At 67.7% G+C, this 19,371-nt stretch carries 21 protein-coding genes and 1 tRNA gene; 9 read left to right on the forward strand and 13 right to left on the reverse strand.

Annotated elements, in window-relative coordinates; all coding sequences use genetic code 11:
• Nucleotides 1-27: 27 nt before the first annotated feature.
• Together LKD76_RS02150 and LKD76_RS02155 are read right to left on the reverse strand one after the other, a co-directional pair.
• Nucleotides 28-1,200 carry an aminoglycoside phosphotransferase family protein gene (locus LKD76_RS02150; protein ID WP_227979238.1) on the reverse strand — a complete coding sequence of 391 codons (1,173 nt, stop codon included), beginning with the start codon at nucleotides 1,198-1,200 and terminating at the stop codon, nucleotides 28-30.
• A 418-nt stretch (nucleotides 1,201-1,618) separates the two neighbouring features.
• Nucleotides 1,619-1,909 carry an iron-sulfur cluster assembly accessory protein gene (locus LKD76_RS02155; protein WP_227979239.1) on the reverse strand — a complete coding sequence of 97 codons (291 nt, stop codon included), beginning with the start codon at nucleotides 1,907-1,909 and terminating at the stop codon, nucleotides 1,619-1,621.
• Nucleotides 1,910-2,223: 314 nt separating this feature from the next.
• Here LKD76_RS02155 and LKD76_RS02160 point away from each other — a divergent pair, with 314 nt between their 5' ends.
• Nucleotides 2,224-2,721 carry a hypothetical protein gene (locus LKD76_RS02160; protein ID WP_227979240.1) on the forward strand — a complete coding sequence of 166 codons (498 nt, stop codon included), beginning with the start codon at nucleotides 2,224-2,226 and terminating at the stop codon, nucleotides 2,719-2,721.
• Between the two features lie 73 nt (nucleotides 2,722-2,794).
• On the opposite strand, the gene LKD76_RS02165 is transcribed toward LKD76_RS02160, so the two are convergent.
• From LKD76_RS02165 to LKD76_RS02175, 3 genes are all read right to left on the reverse strand, one after another.
• A tRNA-Gly gene (locus tag LKD76_RS02165) sits at nucleotides 2,795-2,865 on the reverse strand.
• A 145-nt stretch (nucleotides 2,866-3,010) separates the two neighbouring features.
• Nucleotides 3,011-3,472: an SRPBCC family protein gene (locus tag LKD76_RS02170; RefSeq protein WP_227979241.1), complete on the reverse strand. Its 462-nt coding sequence runs from the start codon at nucleotides 3,470-3,472 to the stop codon at nucleotides 3,011-3,013.
• Nucleotides 3,473-3,567: 95 nt separating this feature from the next.
• On the reverse strand, nucleotides 3,568-4,977 hold the full coding sequence (locus tag LKD76_RS02175; RefSeq protein WP_227985062.1) for an aminotransferase-like domain-containing protein: 1,410 nt from the start codon (nucleotides 4,975-4,977) through the stop codon (nucleotides 3,568-3,570).
• On the opposite strand from LKD76_RS02175, the gene LKD76_RS02180 reads away from it, so the two are divergent.
• Both LKD76_RS02180 and LKD76_RS02185 read left to right on the forward strand, forming a co-directional pair.
• Nucleotides 4,976-5,911 carry a DMT family transporter gene (locus LKD76_RS02180; protein ID WP_372465966.1) on the forward strand — a complete coding sequence of 312 codons (936 nt, stop codon included), beginning with the start codon at nucleotides 4,976-4,978 and terminating at the stop codon, nucleotides 5,909-5,911. The two genes, LKD76_RS02175 and LKD76_RS02180, sit on opposite strands and share 2 nt — an antisense overlap.
• 58 nt (nucleotides 5,912-5,969) lie before the next feature.
• Nucleotides 5,970-6,623 (forward strand): LysE family translocator, encoded by a 654-nt coding sequence (locus tag LKD76_RS02185; RefSeq protein ID WP_227985063.1) that lies wholly within the window; start codon nucleotides 5,970-5,972, stop codon nucleotides 6,621-6,623.
• Nucleotides 6,624-6,634: 11 nt separating this feature from the next.
• Here LKD76_RS02185 and LKD76_RS32075 read toward each other — a convergent pair whose 3' ends face one another.
• A complete protein-coding gene (locus LKD76_RS32075; RefSeq protein ID WP_227979243.1) occupies nucleotides 6,635-9,196 on the reverse strand; it encodes a LuxR C-terminal-related transcriptional regulator in 2,562 nt (853 codons plus the stop codon).
• A 53-nt stretch (nucleotides 9,197-9,249) separates the two neighbouring features.
• A complete protein-coding gene (locus tag LKD76_RS02195; RefSeq protein ID WP_227979244.1) occupies nucleotides 9,250-9,690 on the reverse strand; it encodes a hypothetical protein in 441 nt (146 codons plus the stop codon).
• A gap of 183 nt (nucleotides 9,691-9,873) precedes the next feature.
• Here LKD76_RS02195 and LKD76_RS02200 point away from each other — a divergent pair, with 183 nt between their 5' ends.
• Complete coding sequence (locus LKD76_RS02200; protein WP_227979245.1) at nucleotides 9,874-10,827, forward strand: AraC family transcriptional regulator; 954 nt, start codon at nucleotides 9,874-9,876, stop codon at nucleotides 10,825-10,827.
• Between the two features lie 177 nt (nucleotides 10,828-11,004).
• Here LKD76_RS02200 and LKD76_RS02205 read toward each other — a convergent pair whose 3' ends face one another.
• Nucleotides 11,005-11,568, reverse strand: a complete 564-nt coding sequence (locus LKD76_RS02205; protein WP_227979246.1) for a PadR family transcriptional regulator — start codon at nucleotides 11,566-11,568, stop codon at nucleotides 11,005-11,007.
• A gap of 106 nt (nucleotides 11,569-11,674) precedes the next feature.
• Here LKD76_RS02205 and LKD76_RS02210 point away from each other — a divergent pair, with 106 nt between their 5' ends.
• The gene (locus LKD76_RS02210; protein WP_227979247.1) at nucleotides 11,675-12,367 is read left to right on the forward strand and encodes a DUF8817 family protein; all 693 of its coding nucleotides are present in this window, start codon (nucleotides 11,675-11,677) and stop codon (nucleotides 12,365-12,367) included.
• A gap of 323 nt (nucleotides 12,368-12,690) precedes the next feature.
• On the forward strand, nucleotides 12,691-13,569 hold the full coding sequence (locus tag LKD76_RS02215) for a TIGR03854 family LLM class F420-dependent oxidoreductase (RefSeq protein ID WP_227979248.1): 879 nt from the start codon (nucleotides 12,691-12,693) through the stop codon (nucleotides 13,567-13,569).
• 12 nt (nucleotides 13,570-13,581) lie between these two features.
• Here the strand turns inward: LKD76_RS02215 and LKD76_RS02220 are convergent, their stop codons facing one another.
• Nucleotides 13,582-14,838: a hypothetical protein gene (locus tag LKD76_RS02220; protein ID WP_227979249.1), complete on the reverse strand. Its 1,257-nt coding sequence runs from the start codon at nucleotides 14,836-14,838 to the stop codon at nucleotides 13,582-13,584.
• Nucleotides 14,839-14,940: 102 nt separating this feature from the next.
• Nucleotides 14,941-15,483, reverse strand: coding sequence for an SLATT domain-containing protein (locus LKD76_RS02225; RefSeq protein ID WP_227979250.1), 543 nt, complete (start codon nucleotides 15,481-15,483; stop codon nucleotides 14,941-14,943).
• Between the two features lie 144 nt (nucleotides 15,484-15,627).
• Here LKD76_RS02225 and LKD76_RS02230 point away from each other — a divergent pair, with 144 nt between their 5' ends.
• Nucleotides 15,628-16,011: a hypothetical protein gene (locus LKD76_RS02230; protein WP_227979251.1), complete on the forward strand. Its 384-nt coding sequence runs from the start codon at nucleotides 15,628-15,630 to the stop codon at nucleotides 16,009-16,011.
• A gap of 156 nt (nucleotides 16,012-16,167) precedes the next feature.
• Nucleotides 16,168-16,890, forward strand: coding sequence for a hypothetical protein (locus tag LKD76_RS02235; RefSeq protein ID WP_227979252.1), 723 nt, complete (start codon nucleotides 16,168-16,170; stop codon nucleotides 16,888-16,890).
• Between the two features lie 26 nt (nucleotides 16,891-16,916).
• Here the strand turns inward: LKD76_RS02235 and LKD76_RS02240 are convergent, their stop codons facing one another.
• On the reverse strand, nucleotides 16,917-17,294 hold the full coding sequence (locus tag LKD76_RS02240) for a VOC family protein (protein WP_227979253.1): 378 nt from the start codon (nucleotides 17,292-17,294) through the stop codon (nucleotides 16,917-16,919).
• A gap of 64 nt (nucleotides 17,295-17,358) precedes the next feature.
• On the opposite strand from LKD76_RS02240, the gene LKD76_RS02245 reads away from it, so the two are divergent.
• Nucleotides 17,359-17,766 carry a winged helix-turn-helix transcriptional regulator gene (locus tag LKD76_RS02245; RefSeq protein ID WP_227979254.1) on the forward strand — a complete coding sequence of 136 codons (408 nt, stop codon included), beginning with the start codon at nucleotides 17,359-17,361 and terminating at the stop codon, nucleotides 17,764-17,766.
• An 83-nt stretch (nucleotides 17,767-17,849) separates the two neighbouring features.
• Here the strand turns inward: LKD76_RS02245 and LKD76_RS02250 are convergent, their stop codons facing one another.
• Together LKD76_RS02250 and sigK are read right to left on the reverse strand one after the other, a co-directional pair.
• Complete coding sequence (locus LKD76_RS02250; protein ID WP_227979255.1) at nucleotides 17,850-18,587, reverse strand: anti-sigma factor; 738 nt, start codon at nucleotides 18,585-18,587, stop codon at nucleotides 17,850-17,852.
• Nucleotides 18,580-19,227, reverse strand: a complete 648-nt coding sequence (gene sigK, locus LKD76_RS02255; RefSeq protein ID WP_227979256.1) for an ECF RNA polymerase sigma factor SigK — start codon at nucleotides 19,225-19,227, stop codon at nucleotides 18,580-18,582. Before sigK ends, LKD76_RS02250 begins: the two co-directional genes overlap by 8 nt.
• Nucleotides 19,228-19,371: the final 144 nt, after the last annotated feature.

Here is a 19,371-nt window from a genome sequence, read left to right on the forward strand (position 1 = left end):
ATCCGCCACGTCGCTCCGGTGTGGGTGTTACACGTCCAGGGCGGTCAGCGAATCGAGATCGTCGATCGCCGTGGTGATGCGGCGCAACAATGTCAGGCAGGTCTCGTCCGTCTGCATCCTCGGTTGATAGCTCGCGCGGCCGATCGTGAAAGCCCAAGCGGCGTAGGCGAACATCGACTGCTGCCGATAGAGCAGCCAGGCATCCTCGAATGCGGGCGGTTTACCGCCGGCCCGCCCCAGCTCGTCCAGATAGGCCGCGAGCAGGTCCCTGTCCCACACCCGGCGGTCTTCCGGCTCGCATCCGGAATTCACGGTATAGGCGAAATCATGTGCCCAGCCGCCCCGCATGACGACCTGCCAGTCCACGAAACCCATTCGGCCACTGTCGGTTCGGTAGGTCTGGCCGATATGGGGATCACCGTGCAGCAGCGTCGGGGGAATGTCGTCCGTCGCGATGGTGACCGCCCGCTCGACACCTGCCCACAGTCGTTCGCTGCGACCGTGCAACGCCTCCGGGACGACCTCCTCCGCGCGCCGGAGCCCCACCTCGCACCGCTTCTTCATATCGATCGCCGAGAGGTACACGTCCAGCATGTATGCCGGAGTGTTGAGCGCCTCGATCGACTCGGATTCCCAGAACGTGCCGTGCAGCCGGGCGAGGTTGCGGACCAGGTCCTCGGCCTGCTCGCGAGTGATCGACGCCGTCGGCTCGCTGAAGACCGCTCCGCGCGTCGCGGCGATATCCTCCATCAGCGCGATCGACCGCCACGATGCCGGATCGGACGCCCCCCAGTATCCGATCGGCGCCTCGATATCGACCGCGGGCCGGAAGTCGCGGAAGAACCGGGTCTCCCCGTCGATCATCTTTCCGCCACCCAGCAGGATGCGCTGCGCGAACGTCGTGGTGGTCTTGGCGAACAACGCTGTCGGCAACCCGGCCCCGGCCCCGGCATCGTTGTACTCGACCCGGATCGCGACCCGTGTCGACGTGCCGCTACTGCCGTTGGATGTTTCGAGTGCGGTCACCTCGGCGCCGGGAATATCGCCGCACAGAACCGCGGTGAGCCATTCGGGAGTGAGATGATCGCCGGAGATCGGCACATCCTCGCGGGCGCGCGCTTTCGGTCCCAGAATCTTCTCGCCGAGCATCCGAGTACCGACGGTCGCGGATCGACCCAGCAACCAGACCTTGTGATTCACGCGCGTATCTCGATTCCGCTGTACGACAACAATTATCAGAGCAAACGACGCTCCGGCTCGCGGCGCCGGAAGCACAGTACCTTACCTGTGTCGAATGTGTTGCCCGACAACGAAATAACGAAAAATCCCGATTCTTCCGCAAACTACATACGGACAAGTCGGATCAAGCGGCAACTATTCGGTTGATGTGTCGCGGGTGCCGCGTTATCGCGGCGTGGGAGTCGCCCGGTGGTGGAGCGATCGAAGGGGCGCACACGGTCATGGGCGGATCGCCCTCACGGTGGCACCGGCCTGACCGCGCTGGAGGAGCTGCGAGAAGGTGTCGGCGGTCTCGGGCGTACACCTCGTGGACTCGGCGCCGCGGACGTGCTGAGCTCTCAGCACGTCCGCGGCGGATTCCGAGGGTCCTGGGTGCCGGTTACGCGCCCGGGGTCTGCTCGGCGAGGATGAAGGTGCCCTGGCCGTTCGGGTCGAGCCCGGTGTCGAGGATCTTGTCGTCGAGGAAGGCGGCGACCTGCTCGTCGACGAAGACTCGCGGACCCTCCGGGTTCAGCACCTGATCCTGTTCGGCAGGACCCGCGGCGACCGCGACCTGCAATGTTTCGGCCCCGTCGGTCGAGGTGATGCGAAGTCCGGCTTCGGTCGGCATGCCGTCTGCGGAGGTGATGGTGCGGACGGCCTCGATGGCGTTGGGCGTGAGCATCAGCATCTGTTCGGTTTCCTTCCACCGTCGTCGTGATCGGTTGGGGTTGGTGCGAACTGTCTGTGTCGCGTGCCGGCCTCGAACTGGTCGTCGGACATCGTCGACACCGGACTCTTCGGGAGGGGTAGCCACGAATCGGCTCGACTAACCTCCTGCGCGATCTTTATCGGCAGCGGTTCTCCGAGGCCGGCCCGGCGGGCGGGAATCGCGAAAACGTATCGCAATTCGATGTGCCGCTATATGATGGCACGATATATAGCGGTGAGTCTGTGGACGTCGTCGGCGGCTCCCCTGGATGAATCCACCCGAGTAGGAAACGAATGAACTCAGCGATATCCGGCCGCGTGGTGCGGCGCTCCCTCGCGAGCGCGGTCGCGGCATCCGCGCTCGTCCTGATGCCGATCGGCGCTGTGGCTGTGCCCGCGGCGGCCGACCCGGTAGCCCTCGAATACGCTGATGGCATCGATGCCACCGGTCTACTGGACAAGCCCGATTCGAACGCGCACGGTAAGCCCGATTCGCACAGGTCCGATAGGCCCGATTCGCACCGACCGGGTAAGCCCGAGTCGCGCCGGCACGATAAGCCGAACCCCCCCAAATCCACGCCCAAGCCGGGACGTCCGCGTCCACAGTGGCCCGACAGCGATCACCGCGACCGGCACGACGAGTACAACCAGTACAACGAGTACAACCGGTACAACGACTACGACGACGACTATTTCGACCGGGGCCCGGCCGTGCCGCCGCTCCCGGCCACCGGTAGCGCGATGCCGCAACTCCCGGGGCTCCCGCTGCTCTCGTGGCCACCGGTCGGCTGAACAGGGTCGAGGACGCTGCAGGAATCCGGTGGGAAGTTCGAAAACCCCTGATCGATGGGTCTTTTCGAGAGAGAGCCGGTGACGGGAATCGAACCCGCACTCTCAGCTTGGGAAGCTGATGTTCTACCACTAAACTACACCGGCCGGTGCCACAGGGGCGCTGCAGAGAAGATAGCAGACCCGGAGCCTGGCCGCGCAAATTAGCAGGTAGATGACTTCGAGCGGCGCAGGCTGCGCGGGTGCGGATCGGTGGTCGTCACATTCGGCGGCAGTCGGTCGCGCGCGGTGGTCAAGGCTGCGGCCGACCCACATTTCCGCGCCAGGAACCGGTTTCCCGATCTCGCGATTCGATGAAATCTCGGAACCGCTTCAGATCACCCTTGACCCGGCGGTCCAGCACGCCGAGCTTGTCGGCGACGTTCTCCACGAAACCGTCGGGATCGATGTCCATTTGAGCGGTCACGCGAGTCGTGGTGTCGTCGAGCCGGTGAAAGGTGACGACACCCGAGTGCTGAGGTCCGATCTCGGAGGTCCACGAAACGCGTTCGTCCGGATGCTGTTCGGTGATGCGCGCGTCGAATTCCCTTGTCGCTCCGGCCACTTCGACCGTCCAGTGCGTGTGGGTGTCGTCGAGTTGCTCGACTCGGCTCACCCCCTGCATGAATTCGGGGAACGATTCGAACTGGGTCCACTGGTTGTACGCGGTCGTGACCGGAACGTGGACGTCGACCGATTCGGTAACTGTCGTCATGATGGTCCTCCTCTGGAATTGGCGGCCAACGTATGACGCCATACCCGTGTCGCCCGTTCGTACACCACTCGGACCGGCACGCGCCGAGCGTCGGCTCAGTGCCGGGTGGCCAGTGCGGCGGCGATGACCTGCGCGGCTGCCGGATATCCACTCGGGTCGGGGCCGGAGAAGTTCACGCGCAGATAGTCGCCCGACGGCTCGGCGGGGAACCAGCCATGACCGGAGGCCACGTAAACGCCGCGCGCCTCGCAGTCACGGACGAGGCGGTCGGTATCCGTATTATCGGGAAGTCGTGCCCACAGATGAAGGCCGCCCGGAGGGACATGGTCCAACAGAAGCTGCGGGGCGTACTCGGCCAGGCTGTCGACGAGCAGGTCACGGCGCTGGCGCAATTGGCTACGGAGTCGGCGAAGGTGGGTCTTCCAGCCGGGATCGGTGAGGACCTCGAGCGCGGCTTGCTGGAGGAGCCCGCTCACGTACATGGACTCGGCGGACTGATCCGCCACGATCCGTGCGTGAGCCGGACCGCGAGCGATGACGGCGCCGATCCGCACCGCCGGCGACATGCTCTTGGTGAGCGACCGGACATACACGACGTGTCCCGCGGTGTCGTGGGCCGCCACCGGTTGTGGGTCGGTGTCTATCCCGAAATCGTGGGCCCAGTCATCCTCGACGAGGAACGCTCCGTGGGATTCGACGACCCCCAGGATGGCCTCGGCGCGATCGGACGACCATTGTGCCCCAGTGGGATTCGCGTAGTTCGGCTGGGCGTAGAAGGCCCTGGCGCCGGTGTCGCGAACGATGCGGTCCAGTCCTTCCGGATCGGGTCCGTGCGCGTCGCTCGGCACCGGAACCAGCCGGACGCCGGCCTGGTGCGCGGCGCGGATCGCGCCCCAGTACGTCGGCGATTCGATCAGTAGCGGTTGGCCGGGGGCTACCAACGCGCGGAATATCGAAGTCAGTCCGCTCTGGCTGCCCGGAACGATCACGACATCGTTGGCCGTGGGCGCGGCCAGGCCGGCGGGTGTCATACCGGCCAGCTCGGCCGCGAACCAGTTCCGGAGGTCGCTGAGCCCCGTCGAGGCAGGCAGTGAGGTTGCCGCCGGCCCTCTGGCCGCGCGCGCCAGCGATGCCCGAATAAGCCGCTGCGGCAACAGATCCGGCTCGGGATAGCCGGAATGCAAAGCCTGTGCGTCGGGCGGCGCGAGGCGGAGGGTTCCACCCGGACTCGACAACCTGCGGCGCGGCGTCCCCAGAGCTGCGGTCTGCCAGCCGAAATCCTGCGGACGCACCCGCCGCGGAGTCCGAACGAAACAACCGACCCCCGGACGGCTTTCGACGAGGCCCTCGGCGACCAGGGTGCGAAGGGCCTTCTGAACGGTTCCCGGACCCGCGCCGTACTCGGCCACCAGTTGTCGCGTGGAGGGCAGCCGGGCGCCGGGAGCGACAGTGGAGACCCAGGCCCGTAGGCCATCGGCAATCCGCGTACTGCTATCGTTGAACATGTCAATACATAGTAGCGCTACCGTAAAAATGCGCTCACCGCTATCCTCCCGATCCACCGGGCCGGTGTGGGGGTTCGTCGGTGTCACGGCCTTCTCCTTCACGATGCCGTTCACCCGGGCCGCCGTCGGTGGGCTCTCGCCGCTGTTCCTCGGCTCAGGGCGCGCGGTGGTCGCCGCGGTGCTGGCGGGCGTGGTCCTGACGGCCACTCGCCCCGCACCACCGTCGGGCGCGCAGTGGGGCAGGCTCGCCGTGGTGGCCGCCGGCATCGTCGTCGGCTTTCCGGTGCTCACGTCGTATGCGCTCACGGTGACGCCTGCCAGTCACGGCGCCGTTGTGGTAGCGCTTCTTCCCGCGGCCACCGCGGTAGCGGCCGTGGTCCGCACCGGCGAGCGACCGGGGCGAGTCTTTTGGATCTGCTCCCTCGCGGGCGCGGCAGCCGCGGTCATGTTCGCGCTGATACACGGCGGCGGCCTCGGTGGCGTGCATCGTGCGGGCCTATTGCTGTTCGGTGCGGTGCTCGCGGCGGCCGTGGGCTACGCGGAAGGCGGTTTGCTCGCCCGCGAGATCGGGTCCTGGCAGACCGTGTCGTGGGCTCTGATCCTCTCGCTGCCGCTGATGCTGATGTTTGCCGGTGTGGCTGTCGTTCGTCAGCCGCCGTCGGGCACGGCCGCCGACTGGGCCTGCTTCGCCTATCTGTCGGCCGTCAGCATGTATCTCGGCTTCTTCGCCTGGTACCGCGGTCTGGCGATCGGCCCCATGGCCGGCGTCAGCCAGGTCCAGCTCGTCCAACCGGTGATGAGCATCTGCTGGGCGGCACTGATCCTCGGGGAACATGTCGGGGCGCTCACACTCGCCGGCGGGCTCGGGGTAATCGCCTGCGCCGCTGGCGCGATACGCAGCAGGCTTCGTCTCAACGGGGCCGCGGCGCGATGAACATCGAACGATTTATTCCTTTGCCGGGGGACACGGCACCGGCGATCATGCAGCCATGGTGATCTCGGGTGCCGCCGCGGCCGGGGTGGCGGTGACAGCTCTGGGAATGGTGCTGACTCCGGGACCGAACATGATGTATCTGGTGTCACGCAGTATCGGTCAGGGGCGCGTCGCCGGTTGGATATCGCTCGCCGGAACCGAAGTCGGGTTCGTGATCTACGTGATGATGACCAACCTGGGCCTGGCGGTCGTGTTCGTCGTGGTGCCATGGCTGTATATCGGTTGCAAGGCGGCCGGCGCGGTCTATCTGGCGTATCTGGCGTGGCAGGCGTTGCGAGCGGGTGGCCGCGGATTGTTCGAGACGCGGGTGATACCGCGCGACTCGGCCGTGAAGCTGTTCCGGATGGGACTGGTGACCAACCTGCTGAATCCGAAGGCCGTGGTGATGTATCTGGCGCTGATCCCGCAGTTCATCGATCCGGAGCGCGGGAACGTCGTCGAGCAGGGATTCATCTTGGGCGGCTTGCACATTGCGGTCAGCACGACCGTCAACGCGCTCATCGTGCTGGCGGCGGGTGCGATCGCGGGGCTCGTCGCGACGAGGCCGCGCTGGGTGGTGTGGCAGCGCCGGGTGACCGGGACACTACTCGGGGCGGTGGCCGTGTCCCTTGCCCGGGAGGTGCCCACCCGCGCTCGCGTTCAGCCCGGGTGACCGAGGCACGCCTAGCGTGGTCTGCGTCGTGGTGGCCTGCGCGCGGCCGCGGCGGTGACCGCGCCGCCGGCGTCGGCCGGAACGAAGGCGATGATGTCGCTTCGGGAATTGATCTGCAGTTTGTTGAATATCGAGGCGATCTGGGCGTCGACGGTTTTGTACGAACTGCCCCGGCTGGCCGCGATCGCGGTATTGGTCCAACCCGCCGCGGCGAGGAGGGCCACGTCGTGTTCCGCGGCCGACAGCTCGTTCCATCCGGACGGGCGGTGCCGCCGAACCGGATGATCGAGGGTCAGCTTGCGCAACGACAGGGCGCCCAGCGCCAGTCGGGCCACTTCGTCGAATTCGACTCGCAGCATGGAGCCTTCGCGTTCGGCGGCGGTGAAAGCCTTGTCGCCGAGCACATCTCGCGCGGTGGCCACCGCCTGCGCGGTTTCGGTCGCGAACGGTCCGAGATTGTCGATGTGCACGCCCATCCTCCCGCGGACGGCGCGGGCTCCGCCTGCCAGATGCGCGATCTCCGCTGCCGCGCCGCGGACCGAGTCGGCCTGGGCGCTGCGCTCGGCGCGTTCGTCGGCGATCAGCCGAGCCAGTGTCCACATCCGGAAGTGGACCGCCCAGATCGCACCCCACTGATCACCCATGGACAGCTGAGTCGTCAGCGTGCTGCGCCCGATGGCCAGTGCTTCTCGTGGATCGCCGTGTTTGGTCAGTGCGATCGTCAAAGCCAGCTCGGCCCAAGACCGAGCCCAGCCGGCACCCGCTCGGGTGGCGCGTTCGAGATATCCCCGGGTGATCTCCAGTGCCTGTGTGCGTGTTCCGAGCAGTCCGGCCGCCAGCGCCTGGAACAACTCGCTCATCGCGGACGCGCCGGCATCGCCGGAGTCGCTGAATCGCGCACGGGCGCGGGCCAGTACCGGCACCGCATCCGGATCGCCGGCGAAGAGCAGTTGGGCGCCGCGTGCGAAGTCGACCGTCGCCGGGAGTCCGAGATCGGCCGCCGGATCGCGTCGCCACCTCGCGGTGGTCCGCTCATCCGGCAGACACAGGGCGACGCATTCGTCGAGGAGCCGCGCGGCCTCGGCGTGGACGCCCTGGCACATGGTGATCCATGCGGTGAGTGCCAGTGCGGCGGTATGCAATTCGACCGGACGCGGCTCGATGTCCCGGGTGGTGTCCAAGGCGCGCAATGCCCAGCCACGCGCCTCCCGCAGCGATCCGGTGAAGAACGGAACCCGCAGGGCGATCAGCCCGGTCGCGATCTCGAGCCCGATCGCGGACTCCCCGGGTGTGGCGAGACTGCTGTCCATGGCGGTCAGCAGGTTGTCCCATGCCGCGCGCGCCCAGTTCAGCAGATCCTGTTCGGCGGGGCCGAACCATTGCGCGCCGGCCCGCACGACCTTGTCCCGGTAGTACCGGCGGTGCCTGGCCGCGAGCCGCTCCCACTCCCGCCCTTGCGCACGTTCACGCAGCCGCTGCTGCGCGAAGACCCGCAGCGTCTCCAACAGCGAGTAGCGGACCGCGTCGCGGGTTCGGTGCATGGTGACCAGCGAGCGATCGACCAGCCGCTCGAGCAGTCCCGCTATCTCGTCGCGGTCGATTCCGGAGCCGTCGGCATCGGTGCACACCGTCTCGATCGCTTCGAGTTCGGCACCCACCTCTCGGCGTCGTGTACCGCTGTCGTCCTCCGGGTCGTCGTCGTACCCGGCGGCGAAGACCGACAGCCGCTCGAAGAGCACGCGTTCCTCGTCCTCGCACAGATCGAACGACCAGGCGATGACATCGTGTATGCGCCAATGCCTTCGGTCGGCTCCGGCACGGGGGCCGGGTGACCATCGCAGCCGCCGGTCGCCGTCCGCGCCACTGAGATCACGCAGGATCATCGGAAGCGGCTGCCGGCTCAGCCGCGCGGCGGCCAGCCGGAGGTACAGCGGATGGTTGTGCAGATGCCGGCAGATGGAGCCGGCGATCGCGAGGTCCTCATCTCCGGCGACGGGATGGCCGGTCAGTTCCGCCCGTGCCCGGAACAGGGTCAGTGCCTGCGCCCGCGACAGCGCCGGAACCGGCACCAATTGTTCGTCCACCCAGCCGATTCCCTCGCGGCTGGTGGCCAGCACGGTCAACCCGGGTACCGCGTCCAGCAGGCCGGTGATGACCGCGGCGGCGCCGTCGATGACATGTTCGCAGTTGTCGACCACCAGGATCGTCTGCGTACGCCGGGCGGCGTCGGTTCCGGTGAAGGTGTCGACCAGCGCGTCCCAGGTCGATCGGCTCGAGAAGTCGACATCGATGATCGAATGGGCGAGTTCCTCGGCGACGGCGGACGCATCCGAGCCGGCGGGCAACCGTGCCAGCCGCACCCAGTGCACCTGTACTCGGCTCGCCTTGTGATAGCGCTGCACCGCCTCGGTGGCCAGCCGTGTCTTACCGATACCTCCGGATCCGATCAGGGTGATCAGCCGGGTACCGGACAGGAACGACACCGCGATCGTGCCCAGCTCGCGTTCTCGTCCGACGAAATCGCTGGCCACCGTGGGGCGGGCACCGCTACGTGAAGGACGTTGTGCTGGCACAACCAGCAGGGTAGTCGGCCCGTCGGCAGGCGGGCCGACTCCCGCGGAATGGATCAGGGCACAACGATTTCGATGCCTTGCACCGGGAGGTTCAATCGATCGGTGGTCAGGGTGAGCGCCACCCGGCCCGGTCCGGTCGGCAGCTCGAACTGCGTCGAATGCGCTTCGAAGGAGCCGTTACCGGTGAGCACGCTCGAATAGCCGCCGGTGGCGCCGCTGTCGAGATTTCGCCAGTTCACCGCGACCCCCACCGTGCAGGGCTGCCCGAAGGTCGGCGTCCAGTTGTCGAAGGTCAGCTGACCGGAGACGGCTCCAGCCCGGTTGAACGCCGGTCCGGCGAAACTGTTCACCCCGCCCCAGCAGATACTTCCGAGCGTCTGCAATGTGCCGAAGCCCGTGGAGTTCGCGGTCGCCGGTCCGGCCGGTCCGGCGACCACCCCGGCGAGTGCGGCGACCGCCGCGACGCCACCGATAACCATCCTCCGAATGCGCATACCCTGCCTTTCCCTCACTGTCCGATCCCGGTCCTGATCCGATCGGCCGCGCGCGGCCGACACCAGCATGACCGTCTAGGTAGACCGGTGGCATCGGTAGTTCACCAGGTCGTCGACGCACTGCGCCGGTGCAGACCGCTTGGTAGTTTCGGAGACATTCTCGAGCTGCCGAAGGGGAATGTCGTGGAGTCGGAGTACTGGTGGGAGGAGGAATCGTCCGAGCCCGACCAGACCCACTCGGACCGAATCGAGCACTGGCACCACTACCTTCGTACCCGGCAGGGGTCGGTCGGATTGGCGGTCGCCGAGACCGCCGGAGACTTCGCCTGGTCGACGACCGCGCAGCGGGTCGGCCGGATGCAACTCGTGCGATTCGACTCCGACCCCGTGCACTACCGCCGAACCGCACGAGATGTGCGACGGGACGGCGACGACGGATATCGGGTGCTGATCCCGTTGCACGGGGAGTTCAAGTTCGCGCAGGGACGCTCCGCGGAGATCGTCCGGCCCGGCAGACTGGCCTTCTTCCACTGGGGTTCCCCGCTGATCATGCGTCAGGACGAGCCGCTGCGCGCGCTGATCATGACCGTCCCGGAAACGTCGGTGGATATGGCGCGCGCCGGACGGGCCCCGCTCGCGCTGAATGGACATCGGCCGTTGGTGCGGTCGCTGGTCACCCAGATCGGCCAGTTGCACACCGGCCACGGTGAGTGGACCGCAGTGGATTTCGCCGTCGCGTTCTCCAGCGCGCTCATGCTGCTCGACGGGGTGCTCAACCAGACCGCCGGGGTCGTCGCGGCCGGCAAACACGCGAACCTCGCCGCGCGAGCGCGGGAGATCATGGAGGTGCACGCCGCCGACAGCCGATTGACCCCTGACGCCGTGGCCCGGATGTGCGACTGTTCACCGCGGACACTGCACAGCGCGTTGAAGGAATCGGCGGGCCTCGCGCCGGCCGCGCTGCTGCGTACCATCCGGCTCGAGCGGGCACGCCGGCGGTTGTCCTCACCATTGCCGGTGGACCTGGATGCGGTCGCCCGCGAGACGGGATTCGGAACGACCCGCAGATTTCGCGAGGCGTTCCAGCGCCACTACGGCAAGAACCCGGATCAGATGCGCGCGGAGCTGTACGGGTAACGCGCGTTTGCCAGAATGCGCCGGAATCTTGCCGAAAATCGGAGGCGTTGGCGTCTAACGTTTTTCGTACGCGCTCGGCAATGATCGCGAATCCGCTGGAGGGGAGATTCGCGCTCGGGTCGAGGCCATCGTGTCCGCGCCCGGCCGACTGCTACGGCCGCGGCCGGGTGGACCGGATCAGGATCGGGGTGGGTCGTCGGCCATGCGGTACTCGCCCGCTTCGAGCCGTTCCAGCAGGCGCGCGGTCCAGTCGGTGAAGTTGCCGAACAGCCCGCTCCACAGCTCCAGCAGATCCGGTGAGTGCGGGGCCTGGTAGCGATCGGGGAATTCGGGCGCCATGGCCAGCAGGTCGTCACGGACCTCGGCGGTGGACCGGCGCTGCCGGGTCAGCAACTCGATCACGCGTGCTCTGGGCAGTGCCCGCATGAAGGCGATACCCGCGCCGTGCTCCTCCATGTCGACGCTGGTGAGAGCCGCCTCGAGGCGTTCGAAGAATTCGATTTCGCCGGCCGGGGTCAGTTCGAACAGGGTGCGTCCGGGGCCCAGCTCGCTGTCCTCGGTGCGCACGGCGCGCAGCTTGTCCTCGGCGGTCAGCTGTTTGAGCGCGTGGTAGATCGACCCCGGCTTCACATTGGTCCAGGTGTCGGCGCGCCAGGACAGGAGTTCCCGGCGCACGGCGTATCCGTAGGTCGGCTGGCGGAGCCGGATCACTCCCAGAACGAGCAGGCGGACGGCGGACATATCGACTCCCTTCGTGCCGCGTCCATGCTATTCAAATTTGACTTCCGCAGGAAATCGCTCGTACGCTCGACTAGTCAAATTTGATTACTTCGGTGCAGGAGGGGTTGTGGGCGCCATCTCGGTTCCGGTCCTCTGGAGTGGTGATCTCCCGGTCACCGTCGACTTCTATCGGGCGCTCGGCTACACGGTGACCTATGAGCAGACGCGGCCGTACGCCTACGGTGTGGTCGAACGCGACGGCTGCCAGGTGCATTTCGGCCCGATGCCGGAAGCGGCGGGCAGTGCGGAGGCCGCGCGCGTGGGCTGTCTGGTGATGATCGACGACGCCGGACGGTGGCACGCGGAGTTCAGCGCCGGACTGCGGGAGCGATTCGGCCGGATCCCCGGGCGCGGGACGCCGCGGATCACCCGATTCCGGCCGGGCCAGACGCGGTTCAGCGTGGTCGACCCGGCCGGTAACTCGATCATCTACATCCAGCGCGACGAACCCGATATCGAGTACGGCGGCTCCCGCACGCTCAGCGGTTTGGCGCGGGTGCTCGACAATGCGCGCATCCTGCGGGATTTCAAGAACGACGATGCGGCCGCCACCAGGGTGCTCGAAGTCGGGCTGCGCCGCTTCGCCTCCACCGCGACCCCACTCGACCGCGCCCGCGCCCTGGCCGTCCTCACCGAGATCCACCTGGCCGCAGGCGATTCGGCGCGCGCGGCCGACCGCCGCCGCGAGCTCGGGGCATTGCCGCTGGTCGATGCCGATCATGAGGTACTCGATGCCGAGTTCCCCGAGGTGCGCGGCTAGCGGTTCGGCCGTCCGCGTAGTGGTGGTGTCGAATCCCCCGGCCGGACAACGGCATCGGCCGATCGATCCGATGCGCGCAGCGGCCCATCCGCGACGGCGGGAGCTCCGAATACACGATGGTGCTCGGACGAGTTGTCGGCTCGGCCGGGCGCTGTCTCGGATACGGCCGTCGTGGGAGCGGGGTGCATTGAGCCGCTTCCGGCTCCTGCGGCGGCGCCGGAACACCGGCGGGCCAGGCGAAATATCGGTCCGCTGTCGAGCGTTGTCAGTCGATCGAAGGCAGTGGTGGCGACGACCGTCCCGGCCTCGGGAGGAGACGCGCGATGAAAATCCGGTTCGGTGTGGGTACCAGCTCGTCGACCGCCCCGGAGGAGTTGCCCGCGGTGGTGGATCGGGCGGAGGACGCGGGGATCGACTCGCTGTGGTTGTCCGAACTCGTCTACTCCCCGGCCGTTGATCCCGTGGTGGGGATGGCCTTCGCGCTGTCACGGACGACGCGCCTGAAGGTCGGGACCTCGGTGGCGATCCTGCCCGGCCGCCATCCCGTCCTGGTCGCCAAGCAGTTGGCGTCGCTGGCCGCATTGGCCCCCAAGCGGGTACTGCCGGTATTCGGGCTGCGCCCGGCGGGGCCCGGTGAGCAGGAGCTGTTCCCGGTCGCGGGACCGCGGGGCGCGGTCTTCGACGAATCGTTGCGGCTGTTACGCACCGTATTGCGTACCGATGACGTCGATTTCGCCGGTGACTACTTCACCGTGCGTGGCGCGAGTGTGGGCAATCGCCCGGTTCGCCCACCCGACATCTGGCTCGGCGGATGCGCACCGGGCGCCTTGCGCCGCATCGGGCGCTACGGCGACGGCTGGCTGGGGAGTTTCCTGACCCCGGCCGAGGCGGCGGCAGGGGTGGCCGCGATCAACGCGGAGGCGGCCGCGGCCGGACGGGATATCGAGCCCGACCACTTCGGCATCACCCTGCTGCTCGCGGAAAGTGGTGTCCCGGCGGAACTGTCGGCGCGGATCGGGCAGCAGCGCGCCGATCTCGATCCGGCCGATCTTATGGCCGGGAGCTGGGCGGATCTGCACCGGCTCATCGACGGCTACCTCGAAGCGGGACTGAGCAAATTCGTGGTGGTCCCGGCGGGTGGTTCGCTGACCGACGGGTTCCTGGACCGGTTCGCCGCCGAACTCCTGCCCCGGCAGAACTGACCCGGCGGACCGTCAGCGCGCGACCGGCAGGCATCCCGCGGCGCCCGCGGCGGCGAATGTGGCCGCGCTGCAATAGGCGGCAGCGGGGTAGTAGGGGCCCATCGTGGCGGCCGGATCGCTGCCGCTGTCCTGTGATGCCTGGATGGATTGCGGATAGAAATCCGGGCTCGGCAGCATGTAGCGCAGGAAGAGCACCTTCTTCGCCACGTCGGTACGGCCCCAGGGCAGCACGGTGACGGACGGATCCGGTTGTGCGGGTAGATCTTCCGGTGCGGCCACGACGTAGGTGTAGTAGCCGTCGGCGTCCAGCCGGGTCCGGAAGTCGGCCGCGCAGGCCACCACCGGATACGGACTGATCAGATCGTTCTGGCACATCGACCAGTACCGGACTTGACGGCCCGGCTCGGCGGGCGCCTGCCCGGCCCGCGAGTCGGGGAAACTCGGCGCCTTCGCGCGCACCACGACCAGACGTCCGGGTTCATAGGTCAGGCCCGCGCCGATGTACTTGTTGTCGCCGTTCGGGAACAGTCCGGATGTACTCGCCGGATTCACGAAGGTGGCCTCGGGGACGTTGCCCGGAAACGCGCCCGCCGCCGCACCGGCGATGACCTGGTCGAAACCGGCGGTCGCCAGCTGTGCGATCGGACCCGGGTAGGCGCTGGGATCGAAGATCCGCGCGCAAGGCTGACTTGCGACAGTGGCGCCGGCGACGTGGAGCGTGGCATCCGGTAGTGGAACCCCGCCGCTCGGCGACGTCGGATCGGTCGGCACGTAGACCCGGATGATCAGGAATCCGATGGGGGCGCGCTGTCCGGCGGGCAGCGCCCGAATCTCGTTGCGACTGTGGTCGGCGGGGCCGGTGACCAGCCGGGCGTGCCATCGGCGCTCCGCGGCCGGGGTAGCCGTCGCGGCCGAATCCACGAACGGATTGTCGCTCCCCGGATCGGCGGCGATCTGGTTGTCCCGCAGGGTGTCCACGGTGTCGAAGTTCGTTCCGTAGGTGTTGAGCGAGAAGTAGCGCGCGGCGGGATAGGTGCCCGACAGCTCGAGCGAGTCACCGGCGCCGAGGGCGAAGGGCAGCATCCAATAGGTGGCCTCGGCATCCGGGAAGGCGACGTCGAGGACCGTGTCGTTCGACATGAATCGCCACGCGCACAGCGGGGAGTCGGCCTGCGCGACACCCGATGTCAGACCAGACCAGGCGACGGCGCACAGCAGAACGATCACCCCGGAGAGACGGACGCCGACCGCCCGCGATGATGCCCCCATCGTCGCCTCCGCACCGAGCACGATTCCGAACCGGACAGCACCGTAGCCTGCCCGTGCCGGGGCGCGGCCGGATCACCCGCGCGGGGTGAAACCGCCGCCGGGTCACCGGTCCAGGGCGGGGCCCTCGATATCGCGAGTCAATGGCTGGGTCCGGCGCAGTGAGGTCCACGCCTCGAGATCTTCCTCGAGGATCGCGTTCAACTGCACCATGGCCTCGCGGGCCAGCCGGTCGGGATCCTCGTGCTGGGCCCGCCTGAGCTCGACCCCGCGCAGCAGCGCTTGCAGCTGGCCGAGGATCACGCTGCGCTGGACCCACATCTCGCGATGGCGGTAGAGCCCGTCCCACGCCGTGATCACGCCGATCGATGCCGCGAGGCCGGTACTGAGCAGCCCGATCCACGGTGCGTCGAAGGCGGCGATGGCGGTTCCGAGCACGGCGATGATGCCGTTGGCTACCGCGGTCCACACGACGACCCGTTTGGCCCTGGTCTTCACCACCAGGCGGGAACGCTCGTACTCGTTCCGGTAATGGACCAGGTAGTGCAGGCTCACCGCCAGCGCGTCGGCATCCGCGGGTGGTGATTGCGGGCTGTGCAGGCCCGACGAACCGCTGCCGCGCGCGCGGTTTTGGAACGGAAGGCGCATGGGGACAGGATTCCTGCCGGGGGTTCGACGACTCGGATGAGGCTTCAAGGTAGCAGAAGTGGTTGCATTTGGGTGGCATTAGAGGCTATTCTGGATGGGATCCTCCCGTGGTGGCTGGCTCGTGCACTGAAGGGTGTGGAATCTATGACCGCTCTCAACGATGTCGCTGTCACCAGTTATATAGACACCGCCAGGCTGCGTCCGCACGAACTGGCGCGGCAGCTCGTGCAGAATCTGGGGCCGACCCTCGTCGCGTTGATCGCGGGGGTGCGCGATCGCAAGTTGCCGCACAAGTGGGCTCATTCCGAGGGGCCGACCCCGCGGGACGCCGCGCTGGCGCGGCTACAGATCGCACATCGATGCTGGATCATCCTCGCCACCTCCGAGGATCCCGATGTGGCGCGGTCGTGGTTCATCGGAGCGAACCCGACGCTCGACGAGGAGTCGCCCGCGCTGGCCATCCGCGCCGACCGTTTCCGTGAGACCATCGCTGCCGCAGTTCTATTCGTGGAAGGATCCGGTCACTGATCCGGACACTCCGCCGCCGGAGTTAGCTGCTCGTTCGATAAGCTTCTACTCATACGGCTTGTCGGATGAGGGGACCCGGTGTCAATAAGCGACATTCGAGATGCTCGGCAGTGCACGACAACTGGCTTCACTCTCGTTCCCGCCGCTCATCGGCGGGTGTATCGCCTGGCCAAGAAGTCGTACGGTCCGCTCAATCCGGTCCAGCGCGGCTCTTCCGGTGTGGAGCCGCGCGAGGAGTGGAACCGTTACGACGTAGCCGGCCAGCAAACCGTCTATGCCGCCAGCACCGAGCGCGGCGCGTACGGCGAACTGCTGGCGGCACTCAAACGCCGAATGCCCGCTCCCGCTTCGTCGTATTTCGACGACGTGGGTTCCGACGACGAGCTCGACTCGCTGATCGCCGAGGAATGGCAGAGTTCCGGGTTCCGGCCTCCCCGGCAACTCGCCATGTCCTGGTTGCGTGAATTCAGGCTCTACCACCTGACTTTGCCGACGCTCGGATGGTTCATAGACATCGAGTCGGCCGCCAGCCTGGCCGCCATCACGCGGTTCGCGCCGAGAACTCTGGTCGAGCACGGCATCACCGAGATCACCGTCGCCGAGTTGCGCGGGCGCGAACGATGGATCACCACAGCCATTTCCACCCGGATCTGGCCGATCACCCTCGACGACGGCAGTCTCGCCCACGGGATCGCCTACGGGTCCCGGCACGGCAGTGATTGGGACTGCTGGGCCATCTGGATCCGCCGGACCCAGCACGCCAGAGCCGCCAAGGGGCTTGTGACAGTTGCCGATTCGGGCATCGAAATCCGGGTGCCCGAGTTCAACCCGGCGCTTCAATCGATCCTGACCACCTACGGATTGACCGTCAGCCGGTAGACCGGGGGCGATCACGGCCTCCGGTCTCAGTGGCCGAGGACGTGGATTCGGATGTCGTCGGCCCACTGCACGTATTCGATCTGTGTGCCGTCGGGATGGCGGGCGTAGAGGACGTCGCCGGTGGGTGAGGTGACCGGCTCGCCGAGTACCGTGCCGCCGATACCGGCGAGGAACTCCCGTACGGCCGTCAGATCGTCGACGATGACCGGGCCGATCGTGTCGCGGTACCCGGCGATCGCCTCGTCGGGGCCGGCCACGACGAGGAAGTCGCCGATCGCGGCGATCTCGGCCCGCTCGAATCGGAATCGCAGGTCGGCGGGAGCGCCGACGAGCTGTTCGTAGATCGGCACGGCCCGGTCCGGATCGGTGACGAACAGGCGCGCATACGTTTTGAGGATTCGCACCGTTCGAACGCTACGGTCGATCCCTACCCTGGGTAAGTACGCACTTTCAGGTGAGAGGTACCCGATGAGTGAGGACGAGCGGGAGCGGGCCGCCGCCGTGGCACGCCACATCTTCGCGACACTGTCCACCAAATGGGCCCTGGCCGTCGTCGAAGCGATCGGCGCCGGCGAGCGTCGCTTCACCGAACTGCACCGGACCGTCGAGGGCATCAGCTACAAAATGCTGACCCGGACGCTGCGCACGCTCGAGGCCGACGGTCTCGTCGCCCGCCACGACCACCACACCGCCAATCCCCGGGTCGACTACTCCCTGACCGCGGCGGGTGTGGACCTGCTCGGCACCGTGCATCGGCTGTGTGATTGGTCGCGTACCCATCTGGACGCCCTGCTCGCCGCGGAGGCGATCGCCGGGCGGTCGGGCGGCGGCCCGCCGGTGGGGCGGGCCGCCGCGACAGAACTCAGGAGACCTTGACGTTCGCCTCGGTCGTGAATTCCTCGCCCGTGATGATCTGCGAGACGAAACCGTCCGGGCCGACCGGACGATCCGAACGGGGGTCAGCTCATCGGAACAGCGCAGATCGGGGTGGTCGTCGGGACGGGGGAGCCACCGGCGGGTTCCACGGTGACGGCCAGGGTGTCGCCCCTGTGGTAGGTGGTCACCAGTGGCGCGGCGGCCGTGGGCATGCGGTCCAGCACGCCGGCCGAGTGCGGCGCCCCGGACGGCGGCACCACCCACAACTGGTAGACATGGCCGGCGGCGGCGACCGGGACGCCCTCGAAAGCGACTGTCGCGGCGCCCATGCCGGGTGATGCGCGCACGGTGAGCCTGCCCCCGGCGGCGATCGACGTGCTCGCGGTACGCGAATCGGGCTGGTGCGCGATCTGTTCCGCACTCGGGCGGCCGACATCCTGTGCGGCGTGCTGCTGTGCGAGGATGCCGCCGCCCACTCCGGCGGCGATCACCACCGCGGCCGCCGCGGCCAGCCGGCGCAGCCGGGGACGGTGTAGGACGCGGGTGATCGGCACCGCCGCGTCGGTGCCGGTGCGGCCGGTCCGATCGAGGCCGGCCAGGATTCGCGATTCCAGTTCCGGTGCGGGCGATACCGCATCCAGGACGGACAACGCGCCCATCGTGTCGCGCACACCGCGTGCGAGCGTGGAGAACGCCCGGCCGATGTCGTGGCCGGCCGTGGCCAGTCGCTGCTCGATGGCGTCCCGCTCGGTGTCGCTCACGGCGTCCAGTGCGTACGGGTAGGCCAGCTCGAGGAGATCGTGGTCGGAGGCGTCAGGCATGGGAGGCAACCCCTGAAAGGCAGTTCTGAAGCCGCTTGAGCGCGTCTCGCATACGGCTCTTGATGGTGGGTAGCGGCGCGTCGAGCTGTTCGGCGACCTCTCGGTAGGTGCGGCCGCTGTAATAGGCCAGGACTATCGCTTCCCGCTGTACCGCGGTCAGGCTGTCGAGGCAGGTGACGACCGCCTGCTCGTCCAGTCGCTGCCCCACCGACTCCGCGACGGTGTCGTGGTCGCGCCCGAGGTGAGCGTGACCGAAGACCCGATCGCGAACCGTCGACGACTCCTCGGTGCGCACCCGGTCCACGGCGCGCCGATGAGTGATCATCATCAGCCAGCCGATCGGGCTCGCGAGCGATGCATCGTAACGCTCGGCGGACGACCAGACCTGCAGGTACACCTCCTGGGTGACCTCCTCGGCGGCGCTGTGACTGCGCAATATGCGCAGTGCCAAGCCGAAAGCGCGGGGGCTGGTGGCGCGGTAGAACCGCGTGAACGCGTCGCGGCTTCCGGTGGCGACTGCCGTGAGCAGGGTAGCCAGCTCGCGTTGCGCCGCGGCTCGGTCGGCGCCGCCTGCCGGGCAGGACGGTGAGTCGTTGGCGTCGGCCACGCGTATCGAGGCGGATCTCGGATCACCGGTCATAGTGCGTCCCTATTCGCATAGGAAGAGGTTCGAGATGCACAGCATGTCGGATGGGCGCGAGTTCCGGAAAATCTTTCGCCGCCGCCCGGCGCTCGCGGTGCGGATGCCGTGCGCCGAAAGGGCGGTGATCGCGACGTTGCTCGC

It is taken from the genome of Nocardia spumae (assembly GCF_020733635.1).
GTDB lineage: Bacteria > Actinomycetota > Actinomycetes > Mycobacteriales > Mycobacteriaceae > Nocardia > Nocardia spumae.

What these genes read in the sequence shown, in the direction of transcription:
- LKD76_RS02155 (WP_227979239.1), bottom strand. Translation starts at nt 1,909, where the DNA reads ATGCTGATGCTCACGCCCAACGCCATCGAGGCCGTCCGCACCATCACC.
- LKD76_RS02160 (WP_227979240.1), top strand. Translation starts at nt 2,224, where the DNA reads ATGAACTCAGCGATATCCGGCCGCGTGGTGCGGCGCTCCCTCGCGAGC.
- LKD76_RS02170 (WP_227979241.1), bottom strand. Translation starts at nt 3,472, where the DNA reads ATGACGACAGTTACCGAATCGGTCGACGTCCACGTTCCGGTCACGACC.
- LKD76_RS02180 (WP_372465966.1), top strand. Translation starts at nt 4,976, where the DNA reads ATGTCAATACATAGTAGCGCTACCGTAAAAATGCGCTCACCGCTATCC.
- LKD76_RS02175 (WP_227985062.1), bottom strand. Translation starts at nt 4,977, where the DNA reads ATGTTCAACGATAGCAGTACGCGGATTGCCGATGGCCTACGGGCCTGG.
- LKD76_RS02195 (WP_227979244.1), bottom strand. Translation starts at nt 9,690, where the DNA reads ATGCGCATTCGGAGGATGGTTATCGGTGGCGTCGCGGCGGTCGCCGCA.
- LKD76_RS02205 (WP_227979246.1), bottom strand. Translation starts at nt 11,568, where the DNA reads ATGTCCGCCGTCCGCCTGCTCGTTCTGGGAGTGATCCGGCTCCGCCAG.
- LKD76_RS02215 (WP_227979248.1), top strand. Translation starts at nt 12,691, where the DNA reads ATGAAAATCCGGTTCGGTGTGGGTACCAGCTCGTCGACCGCCCCGGAG.
- LKD76_RS02220 (WP_227979249.1), bottom strand. Translation starts at nt 14,838, where the DNA reads ATGGGGGCATCATCGCGGGCGGTCGGCGTCCGTCTCTCCGGGGTGATC.
- LKD76_RS02225 (WP_227979250.1), bottom strand. Translation starts at nt 15,483, where the DNA reads ATGCGCCTTCCGTTCCAAAACCGCGCGCGCGGCAGCGGTTCGTCGGGC.
- LKD76_RS02230 (WP_227979251.1), top strand. Translation starts at nt 15,628, where the DNA reads ATGACCGCTCTCAACGATGTCGCTGTCACCAGTTATATAGACACCGCC.
- LKD76_RS02245 (WP_227979254.1), top strand. Translation starts at nt 17,359, where the DNA reads ATGAGTGAGGACGAGCGGGAGCGGGCCGCCGCCGTGGCACGCCACATC.
- LKD76_RS02250 (WP_227979255.1), bottom strand. Translation starts at nt 18,587, where the DNA reads ATGCCTGACGCCTCCGACCACGATCTCCTCGAGCTGGCCTACCCGTAC.
- sigK (WP_227979256.1), bottom strand. Translation starts at nt 19,227, where the DNA reads ATGACCGGTGATCCGAGATCCGCCTCGATACGCGTGGCCGACGCCAAC.